The sequence below is a fragment of the Arcicella sp. GW821-FHT09D11 genome (assembly GCF_059416265.1).
This window is the reverse complement of sequence record NZ_JBWKOV010000001.1, coordinates 1,082,373-1,103,757: the sequence shown is the minus strand read 5'-3', so window position 1 is coordinate 1,103,757 and position 21,385 is coordinate 1,082,373. Positions and strand designations below refer to the sequence as shown.

Below are 21,385 nucleotides of genomic sequence, written 5' to 3'. Positions count from 1 at the left end.
AAGCATATAACGTATAGCTTACTGCTTACAGCTATTAAAAATGGGTAAAAAAAGCACCTCAATAGCTTTATAAGTAAAAATCTATTAATATAATATTTAACTGAATAAAATGCCTTTAGAACAAACATTTCGCTGGTTTGGAACAAAAGACCCTGTTCCATTAGCACATATTCGTCAAGCAGGAGCCACTGGTATCGTAACTGCGTTACATCATTTGCCGAATGGCGTAATCTGGACGGTAGAAGAAATCCAAAAACGTAAAGATGAGATTGAAGCTGCGGGATTAACCTTATCGGTAATTGAAAGTGTACCTGTTCATGAAGACATTAAAAAACGCACAGGGAATTATCGTGAATACATCGACAATTATAAGCAATCGTTAATCAATCTGGGTAAATGTGGTATTGATACAGTTTGCTATAATTTTATGCCTGTGTTAGATTGGACTCGTACTGATTTAGATGCACCGATGCCCGACGGTTCAACAGCATTGCGTTTTGATGCCACAGAATTTGCGGCCTTTGAAATTTATATTCTAAAAAGACCCAATGCAGAAGCAAGCTATACTGCTGAACAAGTAGAAAAAGCGAAAGCTTGGTTTGAAAGTTCTAGCGAAGCTCAACGTGCAAAATTGGTTAAAAATATCATTGCAGGCTTACCAGGTAGTGAAGAAAGCTTTACGGTAGAAGAATTTTTGGTAGTGCTAGAAGGCTACAACGAGGTTGGCGATAAAGAATTAAGAGAAAACTTGTATGAGTTTTTAAGAGAAATCACGCCAGTAGCCGAAGAAGCAGGCATTAATTTAGCCATTCACCCCGACGACCCTCCATATCCAATTTTAGGTTTACCAAGAGTAGTAAGTACAGAAGCCGATGCACAGCAGATACTTCAAGCTTACGACAGTCCAAACAATGGGTTGTGTTTCTGTACGGGAAGTTATGGCGTTCGTGAGGACAATGACCTTGTTGGAATGGTAGAAAGAATGGGCGACAGAATCAATTTTGTGCATTTAAGAGCTACTAAGCGTGATGCCGAAGGGAATTTCCATGAAGCAGACCACCTTGCAGGCGATGTAGATATGTATGGTGTAATGAAAGCATTGATAACAGAACAGCATAAAAGAATAGAAGCTGGACGAGAAGATTACCGCTTGCCGTTCCGTCCAGACCACGGTCATAGAATGTTAGACGACCTAAATCCAGCGAAAAGAACAAACCCAGGCTATACAGCCATTGGTCGATTAAGAGGACTAGCAGAGTTAAGAGGATTAGAATTAGGGATTGAGCGAAGTTTAGATGCTAAATAAATTTGCTTAAACCTTTTGTATCTCAGATACTTTGCGTAATTTTGCACCCCTGATTTTGAGGTAATTATACGATATTATTAACCCTTTGAATTTATTCAATGATTAATGATTGTGTAAGTGTTTCATAATCAGTCATGTGTATCTCTATTAAAACAACACAAAATGCCAACTATACAACAGTTAGTAAGAAATGGCAGGGAGCAAATGACTTGGAAGTCAAAATCTCCTGCTCTTGATTCTTGTCCGCAACGTCGTGGCGTGTGTACAAGGGTTTATACTACTACGCCTAAGAAGCCTAACTCGGCTATGCGTAAAGTAGCCCGTGTACGCTTAACAAACGGCAAAGAAGTAAATGCTTACATTCCAGGTGAAGGTCACAACTTGCAAGAACACTCAATCGTATTGATTCGTGGTGGTCGTGTGAAAGATTTACCAGGGGTACGTTACCATATCATCCGTGGTGCTTTAGATACTGCAGGTGTAAATGGTCGTCGTCAACGTCGTTCTAAATATGGTGCTAAACGTCCTAAACCAGGTCAAGTTGCAGCTCCAGTAAAAGGCGGAAAAGGCGGTAAGAAAAAATAATTTGACATTCGTTAATTGAAGAATTTGAAAGTATAACATTTTCAAATCATCAAATTTTCAAATCATCAAATTACAAAACAGTCCAGTATGCTTTAGTTAAGGGCAGAAGATGGGCTAAACTTAAAATCTTAACAATCCAATGAGAAAGTCAAAACCAAAAAAGAGATACGTATTACCTGACCCTAAATTTAGGGATGTAATGGTAACCAAGTTTGTTAATAACTTGATGTACGACGGTAAAAAATCAACAGCATTTACGATTTTTTACGGTGCATTAGACAAAGTAGAAGATAGAACCAAAGAGAAAAACGGTTTAGAGCTATTCAAAAAAGCATTAAACAACGTTATGCCATCGGTAGAAGTAAAAAGCCGTCGTGTAGGTGGTGCTACTTTCCAAGTTCCAACGGAAGTACGTGCAGACCGTAAGTTATCAGTAGGTATGAAATGGTTAATTCTTTATGCTCGTAAGCGTGGAGATAAAACGATGATCGACCGTCTTGCTAACGAAATCATGGCAGCCGCTAAAGGTGAAGGTGCAGCAGTGAAGAAGAAAGACGATACGCACCGTATGGCAGAAGCTAACAAAGCATTCTCTCACTTCAGATTCTAATCAATTATTAACAACAACGAGATACACACAGCACAAAAGCGAAAATCGAAAGGTTTTCGCTTTTGTGTTTTTAGGGGTTATGTAATTGGTTATATGGAGAAACCAGATTAGACAACTTTTTAAAAGTTGTCTAATCTAATAATGGGAGGGGATATCCACTCATGGCATGACTTTCAGTAGTCTGTTTATTATCAAATAATTCCGTAGTCATGCCATGAGTAAAAATGACCGTGAGTATTGTGGTTTGTGGCACACAAACCACGGAGTTAGAGTTAGCGAAAATCGAAAGGTTTTCGCTTTTGTGTTTTTAGAGGTTATGTAATTGGTTATATGGAGAAACCAGATTAGACAACTTTTTAAAAGTTGTCTAATCTAAAACTAAACCACTCAATAACTCACCTTCACATAAATATCAGCATTACGCCCCTTGTCGTCACTGCATGATATTTTGATTTTGCCTGCTTGTGGGGTAAAAAATACCTCCGCATTAGGCGATGCTTTTTGCAATAATTTGTCATTGATATACCAATAAACCGTTTTCACTTCATTTCCTACCTGACAGTTTAGCATCAATTTCTGGTTCTCGTTTTTTGCCAAAAAATATTCAGAACCATCTACGGGATAGATAATCTGCGGAGCATCAGTATTAAATACACGTTCGCATTTGGGGTTATGCGGAGGAATTTTTTCATAAAGAATATGCTTGCTTTCGTACCAGCTTAATAGTTCTGGGGCATAATTAGGATATAGTTTTTTGATAGCTCCATCCTCTGGCAAACAATGCGAACAATAGCTTATCTTTTGGTCGGCACTGATATAAATATATTTTGCGTGCTGACATTTGGTCATTTTAGAGACACTTGGAATATAATAATCTACAATTTGATGTGTACAAAATTCATTGGGAACATCGCCACTTTCAGCACATACTTTTCTATAAGCGATATTCTCGGGTGCTTTAAACCATTTTGAAGAGGAGTTATAGTCAACAGTATTAAAAATATCAAACAACAAAGGCGTAGCGATATTGGCTCCAGAAAGTTCAGGAACGCCTTCTCCCGAAAAATTACCTACCCATACACCGATAGTATATTGAGCATTATAACCAATACTCCAAGCGTCTTTTTTACCAAAAGAAGTACCCGTTTTCCAAGCGATTTTGGGCATTCTATACGTATAATCGTAGTTGTTAGGTAAATCAGGGCGAGTAATTTGCGAGAGTATCTGGGTAATCAGATAGCTAGATTCTTTAGAAATAATTTCATTTTTTACGGTAGGTACTTGTTTCGACTTTAATAAATAGGAAGCCTTCTGAAAATTTCCCTCATTGGCAAAAGCAGTAAATAAATTAGTCAATTCTTCTAACGTAACGCCACAACCACCTAAGACTAAAGATAGTCCAAGTTTAGAAGAGTTCTTTTTCACCGTTTGAAAATCCGCTTTCTTTAACTTATCTACCAAAACAGGCGTAGAAATTTCTTTCAGCATTTTTACGGCTGGAATATTCAAGGAGTTCGCTAAGGCATATTCAATCGTGATTTTCCCATGAAAAAGCTTGTCAAAATTCTCTGGCTCAAAACCACCGAAATTTGTAGGTACGTCGTTAATAGCTGTTTTTGGGGTAATAATTCCTTTGTCGAATGCCGTAGCATACAATAAAGGTTTTAGGGTACTCCCTGGCGAGCGAATGGCACGAATACCATCTACCTGTCCGCCATCAATAGGATTATTAAAATCTGCCGAACCTATATAAGCTTCTACTTGATGTGTTTTGTTATTAATCACCATGACGGCAGCATTATGAATATTCATGGCATACAAACGGCTGACATAATTTTGTACAATGTTCTCAATCGTCAATTGTTTATGCCGTACCAATACTGTTTTGATAATTGACTGTGTAGGATTTTCTTGCTTAAGCCTTAAAGATAAATGCGGTGCCAAATGTGGTGCTTCGTGACGAGTGACATTGAGGGGTTCGTTGATGGCATCTTCAATATCTTGTTTATTAAACAATCCAGCATCTTTGAAATTTTGTAACCAACGATTTCTTTCTTGAAGAATATAAGCATTGTTAGTGCCGAGTCGCAAGCTTGAAGGGCGATTCGGGATAATCGTCAGAGCCGTTACTTCTGCTAAACTCAATACATTCGGCGATTTTTGAAAATATAATATTGAGGCCGATTTTAATCCTTCTATATTGGAACCATAAGGCACAAGATTGATATAAAACTGTAAGATTTCGTCTTTAGAATAATGAAATTCTAATTGTATCGCTCGGAAGATTTCAATAAATTTATTAAAGTATGTCCTACGCTGTGGATGTAACAGGCGTACTACCTGCATAGTAATAGTGCTTGCACCTGATGTTCGTCTTCCTGTAAAGATATTTCTTGCACCTGCTCGTACTATAGCCAAAGGATTTACCCCAAAATGCCAACGAAACCAACGGTCTTCTTTAAAAACAATGGCTTTTTCGAGTGTTGGTGTTATTTCCGTCAACTCGGTTTCCATTCGCCATTTATCCGTTTTATTTAAAAAAGCATGCAATAATTTCCCATCTGAATCGGTAATAAGGGTAGAATAGTTGGGATTAATTTTGAAAGGGAAAAAAAGGTCTAGCAAAATAAACAGCATAAAAAGTGTAGCAATTCCTTTAAAGAACTTAGTTTTGATGATTCGTTGAAAGGCTTTTTTGATTTTTTGTTTGAACATGTAGCGTAAAGAGATTTTTGTAAAGATATGGATTCGGTCTTTAATCGTTAATGTATTACCCGACAATTTTATTGTTCTGAACTTCATCCTTAAATTTTACAAAATCAATGGTTTGTTTTACCACATAACCAAATTGAAATTGGATGGTTTGTGGGTTTAAATATCTTTGTTAGACACTAGACGCAAGATATTAGACTTTAAGACGTTGTGGACTGAAGGACATTAGAGACTAAAAGACTGGAGGACTTTTTTAGACACAAGATATTAGACTAAAGACTTTAGAATTGGATGAAGCAAAGCATGGTATGATTTTAGGACTAAAAAAAATCTCCTAAATCAGCGAGTCGAATCAGCGTAAATCAGCGGGTAAAAATTTTTGAAGACAGAAGAGATAATAAGACTAAAAGACTAGAGGACTTTAAGACACAAGATATTAGACTATCAGACTTTAGCAGTTGGTGAAGCGAGACGTATGGTATGATTTTAGGACTAAAAAAAATCTCCTAAATCAGCGAGTCGAATCAGCGTAAATCAGCGGGTAAAGATTTTCGAAGACAAAAAAGCCTATAACTAAAATCCGAAAGCTGACAGCCGATGACCGATAGCCTATTGCTTACAGCCTAAAGCCTACTGCAAAAAAAATAACCAAAACATTTTTTAACTAAAACCTCAAGAACAATGCAAAGATTAACTGTAGCGGGACGATTATTGATTGCCGCCATTATTGTAGGAGCAATTTATTATGGTTTTACAAAATTCGGGGGAAAAGATGCCCTGAAAAAGTTAGCACCAGAAACAACGGCTTCGGCTAGTAATACTGCTGATTCGAATAGCTCTTCTTCTGAAGAAAATAGTTCTTCGGCAACTGAAGGTGAGAAGTCGAGCTTTGATTATACTCCTCCTGGACCAATCGCAGGTAAATTAAAGGGTGTAGTTGAACTAGGTGCTAGTGGGTTTAACTCGTTTATTATCAGAATAGATGCTGATAAACGTTGGAAGCTTGAAAAAGCTGATTTTGGCAATAGTTTGGTAATAGAAAATATGGCAAGTGATGATGATATCAGAGCGGGCTTGAAAAAGTATATCGGAGGGATGCTTGATTATGGCGTAAGTGGAAAAGATATTCACTTTGTGGTGAGTTCGGGAGCAGTAAAAGCCGAAGGTACTCAGAAGATAATCAAAGTATTAAAATCATTAAAATACTTTGTAAATACTGTAACGCCAGAGCAAGAAGGAATTTTGGGCTTACAATGTGTTCAGCCTGCAGAATATGCTGATAATTCATTCGTAGCAGATATTGGTTCGGGAAATACTAAAATATCTTGGAAAGAAGACGGAAAGCTAAAATCTGAGGAATCGTATGGTGCTAAATATTTTCAAAATGGTGTAGATGACGAAACAGTAGCTAAAGAAGTAAGCGAAAAGTCGAAAAAGATTCCAGAGGCTAATCGTAAAACTTGTTTTATTATAGGTGGTGTACCTTTTGAGTTAGCCAAAAAAGTAAGAAAAGGTAAAGAACGTTATACTGTGTTAGATGCTCCTTCTGCGTATCAATTAGACAACGCTAAATCAAAAGCTGGATTAAATATTTATAAAGCCATTGCTGAAACTACGGGTTGCCAACAATTCGTATTTGACTGGGATGCTAATTTCACGATTGGCTTTTTGCTAGCATTACCTTAATTATTAAAAAATTAATATTTAAAAGGGTTGATTCAACGAATCAGCCCTTTTTGTTGTACAATAGTGCTATTTTTATATTCTATTGAACAAAAAAAATCTCAATTCGGTTGAAACTATGTATAAATTTGTGATATTTATAATCCATGACTTAAAAAATACCTCAAAGAAAGTTTAGATAGCTTGATTTTTTAAAGAAGATTTTCACAGAGCAATAATTATTCTTAAGCATCGTTATAACATTCGTATTGTTACCACCATTATGAAGCAATTAATATATTTATTTATTTTTTCATCGAGCATACAGTCAATAGTAGGGCAAATGCAGCCAATTCCTTTGGCTAGTACTAAAGAAGCCACCAAAAAAGAACTTGCCGTTGATAGCCAAGACGTTAAGTATATCCCTCTTTTTGGTAGTAAAAAGATTGTAGATGAACAGATACTGAAATCAAAAGATTTCTTTACTCAGTGCGAACAAAACTTTAAAAATCGTGCTGAGGCTAGCAAGTTTTTTGCAGAAAGAGGTTGGGAATACCTGAGCGAAGGTTTGTTGGATACCGCTACTTATCGCTTCAATCTTAGTTTTTTACTTGACCCTGACAATGTAGAGGCTTACTGGGGTTTAGGTTCTGTAAGTTATCAAAAAAAGAACTACGAAGAGTCTGCTAAACTACTACGCAAAGGGTTAGTGCTGGCTCCCGATAATCCGACTTTGATGATTGATGTCGCTACCGTGCAATTAGCTTGTTTTAAAGACCAGAAGAAATGTAATGACATTGACGATGCATTGCTATTATTGGATAAATCTTTAAAGATAGATTCAACCAATGCCAATGGTTGGCTGAAATATGCCATTGCAGAGTTTCAATTAGAACATTACGAAAAGGCATGGGAGTATTTCCATAAATGTAGAACACTCGACATAACCTTTTTAGATATGAATTTCTTACAAGAACTACTTGCCAAAAAAGAAGACCCGATGGGAGTTTTCAAATAGGCATCAAACAATATTTTAAAATTTTTAAAAGCCTCTTCTTTATCGTAAAGAAGAGGCTTTTTTGTTGTCTATTTACTCATGGCATGAGTCTATCTTTGTTTCGAGTTGGAAACTCGAACTACTGTTTAAATTTTGGTTAAAATTTGTTGTTTTGAAGAGTTATTTTTAAATTAAGATTAATATCTCCAAACAATAAATAACTATGACTGAACAAGAATACATCGAACAAAGGTTGGATGACCAAATGAATTTTTTTGCCCAAAAAAGTAGAAAAAACAAGGATAACTATATCAAAATTAAGGTATTAGTAATTATTCTATCTGCCTGTTTGCCACTAGCTACTAACTACAGTGATGTCCCTTCATTTCCTACGATTATAGGATTGATAGGTGTCGTAATAGCCATTTTAAGTGGGCTAGATGCCCTCTTTAATTATCATGAAAGTTGGGTGAATTATCGAAAAGTACGTGAAGTACTAAAAAGAGAAAAATTCTTGTATTTAACCAAAGCAGGACCTTATCAGGAGAATGCTACTTTCCAGCAATTCGTTGTAAATATTGAAGCAATTATGTCTACAGAAAATACAGAATGGTTTAACTTAAATAACCATCAACAGCAGAATAGTAACTCTCAAGTTATTAAAGAAGCTAAAGAAGATGAAAATAAACCTAACTAGTTTACTGAAAAATAATATTATGAGTATTTATTGTTTTAAATTCTGGTTATTTTGATTTGACTTTTTGGAGTCCTCTTCAATATAAAGTTGCTTAATTTCTGGATTAATGAATGCCTTAATCTCCTTTTTCCTCAGTTTACGAGGGGTAGTGCTTTTAATTTTAACTAAATAGGCAAAAGCAGAATCGTAATTTGTTTTTTCAGATATAACATTTTTGCTTTCGCCTTTTGCTCCATTCTTGTCAATTGTTTTAAGTGCATCTTGTGCAATAGTAATGGCTGTATCTAATTGTCCTTCTACTTTTGTTTTGGCTTGCTCGGTGTTATTATAGGCTATCTGAAGCTTACTAGTTAAAACATCAGCTTCTCTTTTTAAAGAATAAGCATAAATAGCTACTACAAAAGCGATGATAAAACCAATAGAAGCAAAAATAGAACGCACTTCTGCCCGCCTTTTCAAAACTAGAAATTGTGCGGCTTGCTCATTGGCCTTTTCTTTTTCTAGCTGAGCCTTTTCGGCTAATTCTCTGGCATCTTCTGCCTCTTCCCATACTCTTATTTGGTCATCTCTTTCCTCTCGGAGTTTAGCAGCTTTACTGATGGGGTCAACTAAGGTATCATGCCCTAATTCATACATCAAACGTCTTTGAGAATCTTGTTCTACTTTCAATAAAGACGCTTCTCGTAAGACATCCAAAATTTGTTGTGCAACTTGTCGGTTGGGAATGCCGAGTTGCTCCACCAACACTACATACATTAAATAATGATGTTCAAAGGGAATCCTTTGTCCGTTTTGCACCAATACCTCCTCTACAAGCCTATACGTAGCTTCACGGAATTGCGCATCTATTTTGGTCTCGATAGTATCTTTATAATAATTATCAAAAACCGTTTCAATATCGCCTTTTATTTGTCCGTCTTGGTCAATATCAATCTGTTCAAAAGTCAATACAAATTTCTCTTCGCCTTGTATCCAAGCGGGTACAAATTTATCTTCTACTTGCCAACAGATAATCTGGAGGGTCGAGGTTTCGATACGTCCATTTCTATCTTTTAGTTCATTCACCAATTGTTCGGCTAATTCTTGTTTAATCTCAAAAGCGGGTGTTTTAAATGTCCCTAAAGGTTCGTCGGGTAGGGTAGCAGGTTTCAATACCGCCGCCAAAGCTCCTTCTTCATCCAAGCCTTTCAGCTCATAACAGTCTTTTAAGATAGCAGGATGAAAATCTTTGAGTTCTTCTAACTGAGCTAGTCTGTCAGAACGAATAGCAAAAACCACTTTAATCTCTGGCTTTTGATAGAAATTGAGCCTAAATTCTTCTGAAATACCTTCTTCATCAAGCAAATCTTCTTGACTTCTAAAAAAGGCAGGTACAGTGGTGTACAAAACATCTGCTAGTTGTTCTTTAAACTCAAAAATTAGCTCTTGGGGATACGTAAAAAGCTCTTCAAACTGATCAAAAAAAAAGATAATTTCGTTGGCTTCATGGCTTATCTGATAGTTTTTAAGCGTATGCCAAAATGAATTATCTGTTTGGAAGTATTTCTCTAAAATTAACGCAGAATGCTCTGTCGATTTTTCTTTGATGATAGCATTTACCCTTTCGATAGGTGTCGACCTATCCGAGCCTGAAACATAAGGGCCAAATTTTACTTCAAAATAGTGTACTTGCTTATTTTTTTCAGCCAACAAAGGAATGATTCCTGCATTGATTAATGAGCTTTTGCCATACCCACTTTTGCCAAATAGCACTACGCTTTGGTGTAAAAAAATATACTTATAGAATTCTGCAATGTCTGTATCTCTTCCAAAGAAAATATCTTTTTCGTCTGTTCTAAAGGGCTTAGGACCGGGATAACGATTTTTACTGACTGTCATGCTCTTTCAGATTTAATCAATGTAACTAAACGTTTTACTTCTTCATAAATACTTTGGTAAGCCTCGTCTTGGTCTTTGAAGCTAATAATGGAATTATTATCTCGGGGGATTACTTGCCGCGAAGACAGAAAAGGGAAGTCTTTCCAAGCACAAGATTTTAATAAGACAGGTAAAACGTGTTTTTGTTGATTGATAGCATTTGCCACTTCTTGCTCGATACAATACTTAGAATTCAGGAAATTACGACTAACCAGACAAATCATTAATTCTGAGGTCTCCAACTCTGAAGTGATAGATTTACCCCATTCTTGACCAGCCACAATTTGTCGGTCTTCCCAAATTTCTATTTCTTTCGATTGATTAATTAAAGGCGATAAAGTGATGAGCAATTCCTTTTTAAACTCTTCATCGACATGTGCATAAGAGAGAAAAATCTTTACAGGACTGGTTTTGGGTTTTTGTATCTGCGTGGGTGCATTATTGATAGGTTTCCCAACATTAATTGGAGTGTCGCCTTCCTTCCCTTTTGTTGTATCATAATAACTGCAAATTAGCTTATCTAAGAAATCAGCAGGTGTATAATCCATCATCTCTAAAGACAAACGGTTCATAATAAATGTACGTGATGCCTCAGGGATATGGGCATCTATCGCTAACACGTTTTTATCAGAAGCCAATAGCTTTAATAACAAATGCATATACCACTTGTTGAAATTAACCCCTAGAAAAATAAAACGTTCAGCACTTTTCAGCGCAATTTGTAATTCTTGTGGTAAACGATTGTCTCCTAGAATGCTGAAAATATATTCGAACAAATCGTCGTAAGTAAAAACCAAGGATTCTGACTGGCTTAATGACCCTAAGATATTATATACCGTTGGCGAATCAGGACTTAGCGGAGGAAGAACTTCTTTTTCAGAAGTTTTATTTTTATGATAATAGCGAACAGGCGTTTGTAAAATTCTAGAGAAAGTAGCCTCTTCTGGAATCAAAGAAAGAATTAACTGAGAAGGCAATTTTTTAAGTAAAAGAGCAATAGCATCAAGTTTTGATTGATTCGTTTCAATAACTCTTTGCATAGCTTTTGCAATATGGCGAATACCATCATTTTTTTCGGCTTTGGCTCGTACAGGATTCGTGATTTTTATCTGAAAAAGCTGTTCTTCCACAAAAGATTGACTAATGTATTTATTATCAATTAATTCATTAGAAACAGCTTCAAAGAAACTTGGATACCCCGTATATTCAATGATGTCTGGACCGACGATAACAATACATTTCTGAGTTTGAATGTCTTCAATAATCAAGTCCCAGTCTTCGAAAACGAGCGAATCAGTCATAAAATATATGAGTTAAGCATCTGATAATAAATTTGATAGAAATATACCAAAACTCATAGCCACATCAAAAAAAAACGATTGATTCTTAGTAAGCGGTAGGATATTTAGAAGATGGTTAGACTAGCCCCATGGCTGGTTTCCTAACCAGTCCACAAGAGTCCTTTAGATTACAGAAAAAGAGGACTGGTCGGGAGACCAGCCTTGGGAAGGAAAAGTTGTCTAATCTGTTTTAGCAATTCAACAACCACCCCGTAATACTCAATCTTTCTTTAAAAGTTTCACAAACTTCGTGGTCTAATTTTTCGCTTTCAAAACAGACTAATCTGCCAGCTAGTGGAGCAATGCTAATAATTTTTTCCTGATTATTTTCTTGGGTATAAATCAAGAGATTCCCCCCGTTTTCAGGAAGCCAATCAATATTTAAATAATAGATTACTGATAAAATTCTTCCCTTCTGAGCTTGAAAGGTATCTCGATGTCGACGATAGAATTTCCCGATGTCATATTTGGCAAAATGGATTTCGGAGTCAATAATGCCTAAATAACAAGTTTGGTTGAGGTAATCGATAAAAGCTTGATTTTTATCTAAGAGTATTCTTTCTGACAGGTCAACAGAATTACTTTCTAACCAAAGTATTTTGTCGCCTCTTATTGCTGTGGCTTTATGCACTTCGCTTTGTTTGCCAATGCCTGCTTCTTTAAAATTACCTGCATCAAACCTAGTCTCAAATCTTGTTGATAGACTCTTAACCTCTTCCAGACTTAAAAAATCATCGCAAACACCGTAACCATTGGCTAATATTCCTTCTATTAAGCCTTCAAACTTTTCTTCTTGGGTTAGCATCCCACTATAAAAAATCCCTTGTAAATCTTGCCGACTTACAAGGGATTTGGGGATTTGTGTAAAGGTAATCAGAATCTTCGGTTATCATTCATAAAATCCAATTCCTGCCTCAGCCATTTTACGAAGTTTATCCGTAGGTCTGAATCGTTCTCCATAGGTATCTGCCAGACGGTCAGCTTCTGAAACAAAGGTTTTAATACCTACAGTATCTACAAATGATAATGTGCCGCCCAAATAGGCAGGAAACCCCCATGCGAAAATAGAGCCAATATCAGCATCTAGCTTCTTACGGATAACGCCTTCTTCCACACATTTTACCGTTTCTAATGCCTGACGATACAATAACCTTTTTTTGATTTCTTCTACATCAATAACTTCTTCTTTGATAGGAAAAAGTTCAGACAAACCTTTCCAAAGATATTTTTTGCCATTTGCTGGATATTCATAAAATCCTGCTTTGGCTTTTTTACCCAGACGACCCATTTCAGTAAATTGTTTGCTGACTAAATAGGCGGTATCGGTTGCTTGCAAAATGCCTTTTACTACAGCTTCCTGAGAAATCTTGTAGGCTAAATCCAACGCTACTTCGTCAGATACTGCCAATGGCCCAACGGGCATACCCATTTGTTTGGCTATGTTTTCTATCACTACAGGATTTATACCATCTTTTAATAATTCTATACCCTCGGAAGTATAAGTAAAGAAAACCCTTGAAGTATAAAACCCTTGAGCATCATTCACGACAATAGGGGTTTTACGAATTTTCTTGACAAAATCCATCGCTACAGCCAATGCATAGTCTGACGTTTCTTTGCCCATGATGATTTCGACCAATTGCATTTTATCAACAGGCGAAAAAAAGTGAATACCAATAAAATTATCAGGTCGATTCACTGTTTTGGCTAAATCAGAGATAGGGAGTGTGGAAGTATTAGAAGCAAAAACACCGCCTTCGGTCTTCAATAAACCTTCTGCTTTTTTTGAAACGTCTGCCTTCAACTCTGGATTTTCAAAAACTGCTTCTATGATTAAATCTGCTCCTGAAAGGTCAGCATAATTGTCAGATATTTTTATTAGACTCAGGATATTAGTTGCTTTTATAGCATCCATTTTGCCCTTGATGATGGACTTCTCAAGGAGGGTTTTAGTATAGTTTTTGCCTTTTTCAGCTACTTCCAATGAAACGTCTTTCAATACTACCTGAATCCCTGCCATAGCAGCCACATAGGCAATACCCGACCCCATCATCCCTGCCCCTATAATGCCTAATCTTTTTACTTCCGTTTTTTCAATGTTCTTTGGTCGACTTACGCCTTTGTTTGTTTCATTCAGCCCAAAAAACATCGTGCGAATCAGGTTTTTTGCTACCGACGAGTTGGCTACTTTTACAAAATGACGTGCCTCGATGACAAGTCCTTTGTCAATATTAACCAATAGCCCTTCATATACGCACGACATTATCGCAATGGGCGAAGGATAATTCCCATTGGTTTTGTTCATCGTCATAGCTGTGCCAGCCATCATTAATTGGGCGCCTTTAGGGCTCAATATATTCCCGCCTGGAATTTTATAATTTTCTCTGGCTTGTATTTTCCCTGTTTTTCGATTGATTTCATCCCAAGGTTGTAATGCATTAGCATTGGCATTAATCCAAGCAAAGGCTTTATCCATCATCTCTTCATACGAATCTACCAATTCGTTAACCAATCCTAAGGCAAGGGCATCTTTTGGCGATACTTTTTTGCCTTCTAATAAAAGTGGAGCGGCTGCTTCTATGCCTATCATTCTGGGTAAACGCTGTGTACCACCGCCACCGGGTAATAAACCAATGGTTACTTCGGGCAAACCAATTACTGCTTTCGGATTATTAAGCGCTACTCTATAATGACAAGCTAAACAGACTTCATAACCACCTCCCAAAGCAGTACCATTAATGGCTGCTACGATGGGCTTTCCATTGGTTTCCATTTTCCTGAAAATAGCATTTAAGGATAATGAAAGCTTTAGTAATTCCGCAGGGGCTTTGCCATTATTATTAAGAATCATCCGCAAGTCTGCCCCTGCAATAAACTCTGGCCGTTCTGACGTAATGATGATACCTTTTACGGATGAGTCAGCATAAGCCTTGTCTAGTACCGCTGAAAGGGCAGGAATAGATTCATCATTCAGCACATTCATCGGCTGATTAGCAACATTAATGCTTAAAATAGCAACGTTATGTAATATATTATATGAGATCATTTTTTTAAGGACTTTAGGACTGGAAGACTTTAGGACTACAGGATTTTTGATTTTAAGACTTGAGGATTTGAAGACTAAAGGACTTTAGGACTTAAAGACTATAGGAGTAGAGAAGTCTTAAAATCCTCTAATCATAAAGTCTGTTGTCTTAAAGTCTATAAAAAGTCCTAAAGTCCTTTAGTCTTCAAATCCTCAAGTCCTCTCAATAACAGTTGCAATGCCCATTCCTCCACCTATGCATAAACTAGCCAGACCTACATTTTTGTCTGTTCGTTCCAATTCATCCATAAGTGTCATTAGAATGATGGCTCCTGTAGCACCCAGTGGATGTCCTAATGCGATTGCTCCGCCATTCACATTTACTTTGGAAGGGTCTATGTTTAATATATCCATGTATAGCATCGGGATTGCAGCAAAAGCCTCGTTGACTTCAAATAAATCGATGTCACTGATATTCATGCCATTGCGTTTTAATACTTTTTGCGTTGCAGGAATAGGGCCTGTCAGCATAATGGTTGGTTCAGAGCCACAAACACCAAAAGCGGTAATTTTTGCCCTTGGTTTAATGCCCATTTTTTCTCCCATTGCTTTACTGCCAATCAGAATACCTGCCGAGCCATCTACAATCTGAGATGAATTGCCAGCATGGTGCAAATGTTTGATTTCATTGAGTTCAGGATATTTCATCAAAGCCAGATGGTCTAAGCCCATTTGACCAATCATTTCAAAAGCGGGTTTTAATGTTGAGAGTGAAGCTAAAGAAGTTTGTGGTCGCATACCTTCATCATAAGTCAATACTTCTTGTCCGATATCATCTTTTACAGCGAACATCGATTTAGCAAAACGATTATTTTGATGAGCCATACCAGCACGTCTTTGCGATTCTACCGCATACGCATCTAGTGCCTCGCGACTATAGCCATATTTAGTAGCAATTAAATCTGCTGAAATACCTTGAGGAACAAATTTATGGTCGGCAATCAATTGAGGATTCATCATCATCGCACCACCATCAGAACCCATTGCCACACGTGACATTGATTCAATTCCTCCTGCAATAATTAGCTCTTGTTGACCAGACATAACATAAGCCGCCGCCATGTTAACAGCTTCTAACCCAGAAGAACAAAAACGATTAATTTGTACACCTGCCACCCGTTGGTCATAGCCAGCAGCCAATACCGCCGTACGGGCAATATCTGCTCCTTGTTCACCAATAGGTGTAACACAACCCAGAATGACATCATCTACCAATGTAGTATCTAAATGATTGCGTTCACGGAGTTGTTGCAACACCTGTTGAGCGAGCTGAACAGGTTGAATATCGTGCAATGAACCATCCGATTTCCCTCGTCCACGGGGTGTCCGAACGGCATCATATATATAGGCTACATTCATTTATGATGATGTTTTAATGATTGCTTTTAAATATTATTACGAATTTAATAAAAACATTATGCTAGCATACCAAATTTGGCACAATTTTTAGATTAAATTTAAAAAAACAATTAACTTAACAAATGTTTATTATCAGTACCTAATTGCTTCATTTTTAACTTAACAAGAAAATTATTCAATCATGAAAAAAACAATTGTTTTCGCAGCTCTTTTAACTTTTATCTCAATTTCAACATTTGCCCATCAAAAAGAAACCACCACATCAAATTGCCCAAGTACAAGTGTAGCCCAAAATGATTCTTTGGAATACAAAGATTATTATGGTAGCTATAAAATGGCTGATAATCCTTATGTGCCAAAAATGAAAGTGTTCTTTAAAGCAGGCGAATTGTATGGACAAGCAGCAGATTATCCAGAGACTAAGCTAATGAAAAAGAAAGATGATGAATTTGAAGAAGGTAGCTTTGGCGCTCAAATTATATTTGTTCGCACGGGCGGATTGATATCAGGAGTGAAAGTAATTGTGCAAGGACAAGAATTGCTAGGAACAAAGGAATAAAAAAACTCCTGTTACTAATCTTTATCTTTGATTACAAATTAAAGCCGCCACTTTAGTTTGTAATACATTAAAGATTATCATTCAGGAGTCTTGAATTTATACTAAAAGCTAGTATAAATATCGCTATAAAATTTAAGTGGGTAAATTGTGATTAGTTATTTACATCACAAATATATGTGTCTATACACGTATTATCAAAGGTTAAGAAGATAAAAAGCACGAATATTCAATTAGTGAGGTATTTTAGAGTTGTTTGAAAAATAATAGAGATGAAAAATCAACCTAAATGTTAATTGTATAATTGTAGCGTTAAAAATAGAGATAAGATAGAAAAGGGAGGATATATTCTGAAATAACTTATCTATCTACTATTTTTAGGAATACTTTAAAATAAATAGATAAGTAGTATATTACTGAGTCATCGCAATTCTTAATGTTTCTACGCCTCTGTGAATATTGTTATTAACAGACTGATAGTTAATCGACATTTTAGTGGCAATTTCTTGATTGCCCATTTTATCAAAATAGCGCATTTTTAAAGCCTGCGATACCCTGGTTGGCAACGACAACAAAGCTTTTTCAAGTTTAATGAACATTTCTTCTCGCTCTTCATTTTCATGAATATACGAAAAATGATACTTTTCCAACTGATGGGCAAGCTCTGAAATATTATCAAAAGGAACGCCAGTTCTCGATTCAGTAATTTTCCTGACCAAATCATGACGCAACGAAGTTTTTAAATAGGGTTCAATATTGTCAGTATCGGCAAGATTATGTTTTCTAAGCCATAAGTTTACGAATAAATCCTGTACGGTGTCTCTCACAAGCTCTATGTCTTGTGTTATTTTACTACCATAATTGACTAAAATTTTATGATTTAATTTATAAATCAAGTGAAAAGCCTGCTGATCTCCTTTCTTAAATCTTTGCCAAAGCTCGAAATTATCGTAATGCGGACGCTTAATCATCTTCAAATCTATTTTTATTACAATAAATTATAAAAAAACTTCATTACAAAGTGAACGTTTTTTTCTTACATAAACTTTTCCGTTATTAGTACATTTTGATACTATATTAGCATTAATTTTGAGCGACACCGTGATTCGGTAATAATTTACATAGCATGAAGCCATTATTTAGAAAAGTTCAGGTAATGCCCGAGCAATCATTCAATGTTAACAAGGATTTTGTTCCTTATTTTTATAATCATTGGCATTATCACCCAGAAATTGAAATAGTATATATTTTTGAAGGAACTGGAACGCTTTTAGTAGGGAATGGTGTAAGAAGTTTCCGTGAAAATGATTTGATTATCATTGGCCCTAATGTACCTCACTTTTTTAGAAGTGACCCGCATTATTTTGAACAAAACTCGACATTAATGTCTCGTTCAATCGTGATTCACTTCAACCCAAATTTTTGGGGTGATGGCTTCATGAAAATACCAGAATCGATATTATTAAACGAATTATTTCAAAAGGCTAAAAAGGGATTACTCATTGGCGGAGGTGCCCGAGAAAAAGTAGGCGTTTTGATGGAAGAAATGTTAAACACCACTGGTATAGATAAAGTAATCCAGTTATTAAGCATTCTAAGCTATATAGCAAGTGCGGAAGATGTGATTGATTTATCAAAAACAGAATTTAATGTTTCGTTAGATGAATACAATACAAGAAGAATAGACATGATTTATTCTTTTTCATTGAACAACTTTGCCCGCGAAATTACTTTAGAAGAAGTAGCCGAGGTAGCTAATATCAGTGTAAATTCATTTTGCCGATATTTTAAAACCCATACGCGTAAAACATATTTTCAATTTTTACAGGAACTTAGAATAGGGCATGCCTGTAAACTATTGGCAGGCGAAAAACTAAGTATATCGCAAGTGGCTTTTGAAAGTGGCTTTAATAATCTTTCACATTTCAATCGCTCGTTCAAATCATTGATGCAAATGAAACCACAGGCTTACCAAAGATTATATAGGAAAAAGTAAAAAATAGGGTAGAAAATTGCCGTTTATCATAAAAATAATGCCGTCCAGAACCTAGACTTACCGAATATCGTTTAGTTTAAAGGTGAAAATCACTCTGTTTCAATCCTTTAATACTCTTTCTGTTATTGTTATATAATAGCCCTTACTTCAATGAATAAATTAATTATTATTCCAATTTTATCAATGATTCTCTTGTTGATTGATTGGTACGTTTGGCAAGCCGTAAAAGTTTCTGTTCAAAATACTTCTATTAATATACAGAACATTGTTAAATATGTTTTTTGGGCATTTACTACTATCTCTATATTTGGGCTATGGTTATATAATTTTGCACCACCAGAATGGTTGGGTAAAACCCTTAGAACGATCATCTTGATAGGTGTTTTTATCAGTTATATTTCTAAAATTTTTGTAGTACTATTTTTATTAATTGACGATATCATTAGATTATTCCGTTGGGTAATTGCTAAATTTACAGGTTCTTCAGAAACTAGTGCCCCGATTACTACTGACCAACCTTCTGCATTAAATACACCTATTACTAGGAGTGAGTTTTTAATGAAGACGGCTGTTATTGCAGGAACCGTTCCTGCGTTGGCACTAACATGGGGCATTATCTCAGGTGCACACGATTATAGAATAAGAAGAGTAAAGCTAGCGTTGAAAAACTTACCAAAGGAGTTTGATGGTATGACGATAGCCCAAATTTCAGATATACACTCAGGTTCATTTTTTAATCGGGTGGCTGTAAAAGGTGGTGTGGAGATGTTGATGAAAGAAAAACCTGATGTGGTTTTCTTTACAGGCGACTTGGTGAACAACCTTGCCAGTGAAGTGCAAGAGTATATTGACATTTTCAATAAAATAAAAGCACCTTTAGGCGTATATAGCACTTTGGGAAATCATGATTATGCAGATTATGTAAACTGGGGTAATGATTTAGCAGGGAAACGAAAAAACCTGACAGATTTAATGCATGCTCATAAAGTGTTAGGCTACGATTTGCTGATGGACGAAAATAGGTTTATTGAACAGGGCGGAGAAAAATTAGCGATTATTGGGGTGCAAAATATCAGTGGACAAAATCGTTTTCATACCTATGGTAATTTATCCAAAGCGGTAAAAGGTACGGAAGAAGCACCCGTAAAATTATTACTATCGCATGACCCAACCCACTGGGATAGAGAAGTAAATACAAAATACCAAGATATTGATGTGATGTTCTCTGGACATACGCACGGAACACAATTCGGGATTACAGTGGCAGGACAAACATGGACGCCCGCACAGTATGTTTATAAACAATGGGGAGGATTATATAAGGAAGGAGACCAACAACTGTATGTAAACCGTGGGTATGGTTATATTGGTTATCCGGGTAGAGTAGGGATGCCTCCAGAGATTACGGTATTTGAACTAAAAAGAGCGTAGTATAATAACGATACAAAGTCATCAAAAAAGCGGTCGAAATTAGTTTTTCGACCGCTTTTTTAATTGAGGAATATCGAATTCCTACTGTTTGAGCGGAGCGAGACGGGTCGCCGTTGCGATTAGGAATTCTTGATTTTCTTTTGTTACTTTTCTTGTATCAAGACAAGAAAAGTAAGGACAAGGCGATAATAATACATTCACAATCTTTAAAATATTATTCCAAAGAAAAATGACACATGCTCTTATTACTTTTTAAACAATTGCTCAAAATTGCTCACTGCTAAATTTAGTTGAAGGATATTATTGACATCAACATTGTTCTTAGCACTGTTATTAAACTTAAATATCGTTTGTTGCATATAACCTGCTTCAACAGCCAAAAACTTATTGAATTTATATCCAAGTCCAATTAAGACACGATTTTGGTCTAGTAAATTAATGTTGCCTACTTGTTCTCCAGTATTGATGAACAATTCATTATAAGTCTGCGCATATAATGTTTTATCATCCATTTTAGCATGATTTATTGGCACAGTTACCTTTATCTGATAGCGAAAACGCTCTTTATAAGTAGTCGTTGAAAAATCGCCACCATATATAAAGCTTTTATCATTAACTGCCTGATTTTTTCCGAACCAACGAAATTCATATCGTAGCCTGTGATCAATGCGTACTCTTCCCAGATTTTGCGTTAACATTACTTGCGGTGAAACACGGATTTCTGAAAAGAAAGCCGAAGGAGCACCTTCTGCAAAACGATTAGAACCAATCCAACCCAAAGGCATTAATGAAAAACGAACATTAGGGTTAAACTGATAATGTACCCAAGGACGAAAAACGTGTTGATTCAGGTTGTTGTAAGGATTCCCCGTGGTGGTAGCAGCGTTGTAATCACCTTGCATATCTTCACGGCGATGCTGATTTTCTAATTGCCAAGTAAATTTCCCCGCTATTTTTCCCGATATATTGATGTCTGTCCAGCCATTCGAGATATGATAATATTGCCTTGGACTTTGGGAAAAGGATGTGTTTAACAAGGTCAGCAATAGGATTGCCGACAATAAAAAGTTTTTCATTAGGATTTTCTATATTGGTAGTTGGGGTATTCGAAATGCTGTAATCAAAAAGAGAT

At 36.2% G+C, this 21,385-nt stretch carries 17 protein-coding genes; 9 read left to right on the top strand and 8 right to left on the bottom strand.

The genetic code is table 11. From position 1 onward, the window contains the following. Positions 1-109: 109 nt before the first annotated feature. The 3 genes from uxuA to rpsG all read left to right on the top strand — a co-directional run bounded on the left by uxuA (position 110) and on the right by rpsG (position 2,501). Positions 110-1,306: a mannonate dehydratase gene (uxuA, locus tag AC07N0_RS04685; protein WP_494588288.1), complete on the top strand. Its 1,197-nt coding sequence runs from the start codon at positions 110-112 to the stop codon at positions 1,304-1,306. Between the two features lie 162 nt (positions 1,307-1,468). After that, positions 1,469-1,891 carry a 30S ribosomal protein S12 gene (gene rpsL, locus AC07N0_RS04680; protein WP_309921726.1) on the top strand — a complete coding sequence of 141 codons (423 nt, stop codon included), beginning with the start codon at positions 1,469-1,471 and terminating at the stop codon, positions 1,889-1,891. A 139-nt stretch (positions 1,892-2,030) separates the two neighbouring features. Further along, positions 2,031-2,501: a 30S ribosomal protein S7 gene (rpsG, locus tag AC07N0_RS04675; RefSeq protein ID WP_309921729.1), complete on the top strand. Its 471-nt coding sequence runs from the start codon at positions 2,031-2,033 to the stop codon at positions 2,499-2,501. A 387-nt stretch (positions 2,502-2,888) separates the two neighbouring features. On the opposite strand, the gene pbpC is transcribed toward rpsG, so the two are convergent. Then, a complete protein-coding gene (pbpC, locus tag AC07N0_RS04670) occupies positions 2,889-5,216 on the bottom strand; it encodes a penicillin-binding protein 1C (protein WP_494588404.1) in 2,328 nt (775 codons plus the stop codon). A 678-nt stretch (positions 5,217-5,894) separates the two neighbouring features. On the opposite strand from pbpC, the gene AC07N0_RS04665 reads away from it, so the two are divergent. The 3 genes from AC07N0_RS04665 (at position 5,895) to AC07N0_RS04655 (ending at position 8,569) form a co-directional block, all read left to right on the top strand. After that, positions 5,895-6,899, top strand: a complete 1,005-nt coding sequence (locus AC07N0_RS04665) for a hypothetical protein (RefSeq protein ID WP_494588287.1) — start codon at positions 5,895-5,897, stop codon at positions 6,897-6,899. Positions 6,900-7,218: 319 nt separating this feature from the next. Further along, positions 7,219-7,893: a tetratricopeptide repeat protein gene (locus AC07N0_RS04660; protein WP_494588286.1), complete on the top strand. Its 675-nt coding sequence runs from the start codon at positions 7,219-7,221 to the stop codon at positions 7,891-7,893. A 202-nt stretch (positions 7,894-8,095) separates the two neighbouring features. Next, positions 8,096-8,569, top strand: coding sequence for a DUF4231 domain-containing protein (locus tag AC07N0_RS04655; RefSeq protein ID WP_494588285.1), 474 nt, complete (start codon positions 8,096-8,098; stop codon positions 8,567-8,569). A gap of 27 nt (positions 8,570-8,596) precedes the next feature. Here the strand turns inward: AC07N0_RS04655 and AC07N0_RS04650 are convergent, their stop codons facing one another. From AC07N0_RS04650 to AC07N0_RS04630, 5 genes are all read right to left on the bottom strand, one after another. Continuing rightward, positions 8,597-10,447, bottom strand: coding sequence for an nSTAND1 domain-containing NTPase (locus AC07N0_RS04650; RefSeq protein ID WP_494588284.1), 1,851 nt, complete (start codon positions 10,445-10,447; stop codon positions 8,597-8,599). Beyond that, positions 10,444-11,787, bottom strand: coding sequence for a toll/interleukin-1 receptor domain-containing protein (locus AC07N0_RS04645; RefSeq protein WP_494588283.1), 1,344 nt, complete (start codon positions 11,785-11,787; stop codon positions 10,444-10,446). Before AC07N0_RS04645 ends, AC07N0_RS04650 begins: the two co-directional genes overlap by 4 nt. Positions 11,788-12,016: 229 nt before the next feature. Beyond that, on the bottom strand, positions 12,017-12,631 hold the full coding sequence (locus AC07N0_RS04640) for a 2OG-Fe(II) oxygenase (protein WP_492801047.1): 615 nt from the start codon (positions 12,629-12,631) through the stop codon (positions 12,017-12,019). A gap of 84 nt (positions 12,632-12,715) precedes the next feature. Continuing rightward, complete coding sequence (locus AC07N0_RS04635; protein WP_494588282.1) at positions 12,716-14,872, bottom strand: 3-hydroxyacyl-CoA dehydrogenase NAD-binding domain-containing protein; 2,157 nt, start codon at positions 14,870-14,872, stop codon at positions 12,716-12,718. Positions 14,873-15,064: 192 nt separating this feature from the next. Then, positions 15,065-16,270 carry an acetyl-CoA C-acetyltransferase gene (locus tag AC07N0_RS04630; protein WP_494588281.1) on the bottom strand — a complete coding sequence of 402 codons (1,206 nt, stop codon included), beginning with the start codon at positions 16,268-16,270 and terminating at the stop codon, positions 15,065-15,067. 181 nt (positions 16,271-16,451) lie between these two features. On the opposite strand from AC07N0_RS04630, the gene AC07N0_RS04625 reads away from it, so the two are divergent. Then, entirely contained in the window at positions 16,452-16,829 is a 378-nt protein-coding gene (locus tag AC07N0_RS04625; protein ID WP_494588280.1) for a hypothetical protein, read from the top strand. A gap of 410 nt (positions 16,830-17,239) precedes the next feature. Here AC07N0_RS04625 and AC07N0_RS04620 read toward each other — a convergent pair whose 3' ends face one another. Further along, complete coding sequence (locus AC07N0_RS04620) at positions 17,240-17,797, bottom strand: RNA polymerase sigma factor (protein WP_309921773.1); 558 nt, start codon at positions 17,795-17,797, stop codon at positions 17,240-17,242. Positions 17,798-17,952: 155 nt separating this feature from the next. Here AC07N0_RS04620 and AC07N0_RS04615 point away from each other — a divergent pair, with 155 nt between their 5' ends. Both AC07N0_RS04615 and AC07N0_RS04610 read left to right on the top strand, forming a co-directional pair. Then, positions 17,953-18,822 carry an AraC family transcriptional regulator gene (locus tag AC07N0_RS04615; RefSeq protein ID WP_494588279.1) on the top strand — a complete coding sequence of 290 codons (870 nt, stop codon included), beginning with the start codon at positions 17,953-17,955 and terminating at the stop codon, positions 18,820-18,822. A 150-nt stretch (positions 18,823-18,972) separates the two neighbouring features. Next, positions 18,973-20,253 (top strand): metallophosphoesterase, encoded by a 1,281-nt coding sequence (locus AC07N0_RS04610; RefSeq protein ID WP_494588278.1) that lies wholly within the window; start codon positions 18,973-18,975, stop codon positions 20,251-20,253. Between the two features lie 245 nt (positions 20,254-20,498). Here the strand turns inward: AC07N0_RS04610 and AC07N0_RS04605 are convergent, their stop codons facing one another. Continuing rightward, complete coding sequence (locus AC07N0_RS04605) at positions 20,499-21,329, bottom strand: DUF2490 domain-containing protein (RefSeq protein WP_494588277.1); 831 nt, start codon at positions 21,327-21,329, stop codon at positions 20,499-20,501. Between the last annotated feature and the right edge of the window lie 56 nt (positions 21,330-21,385).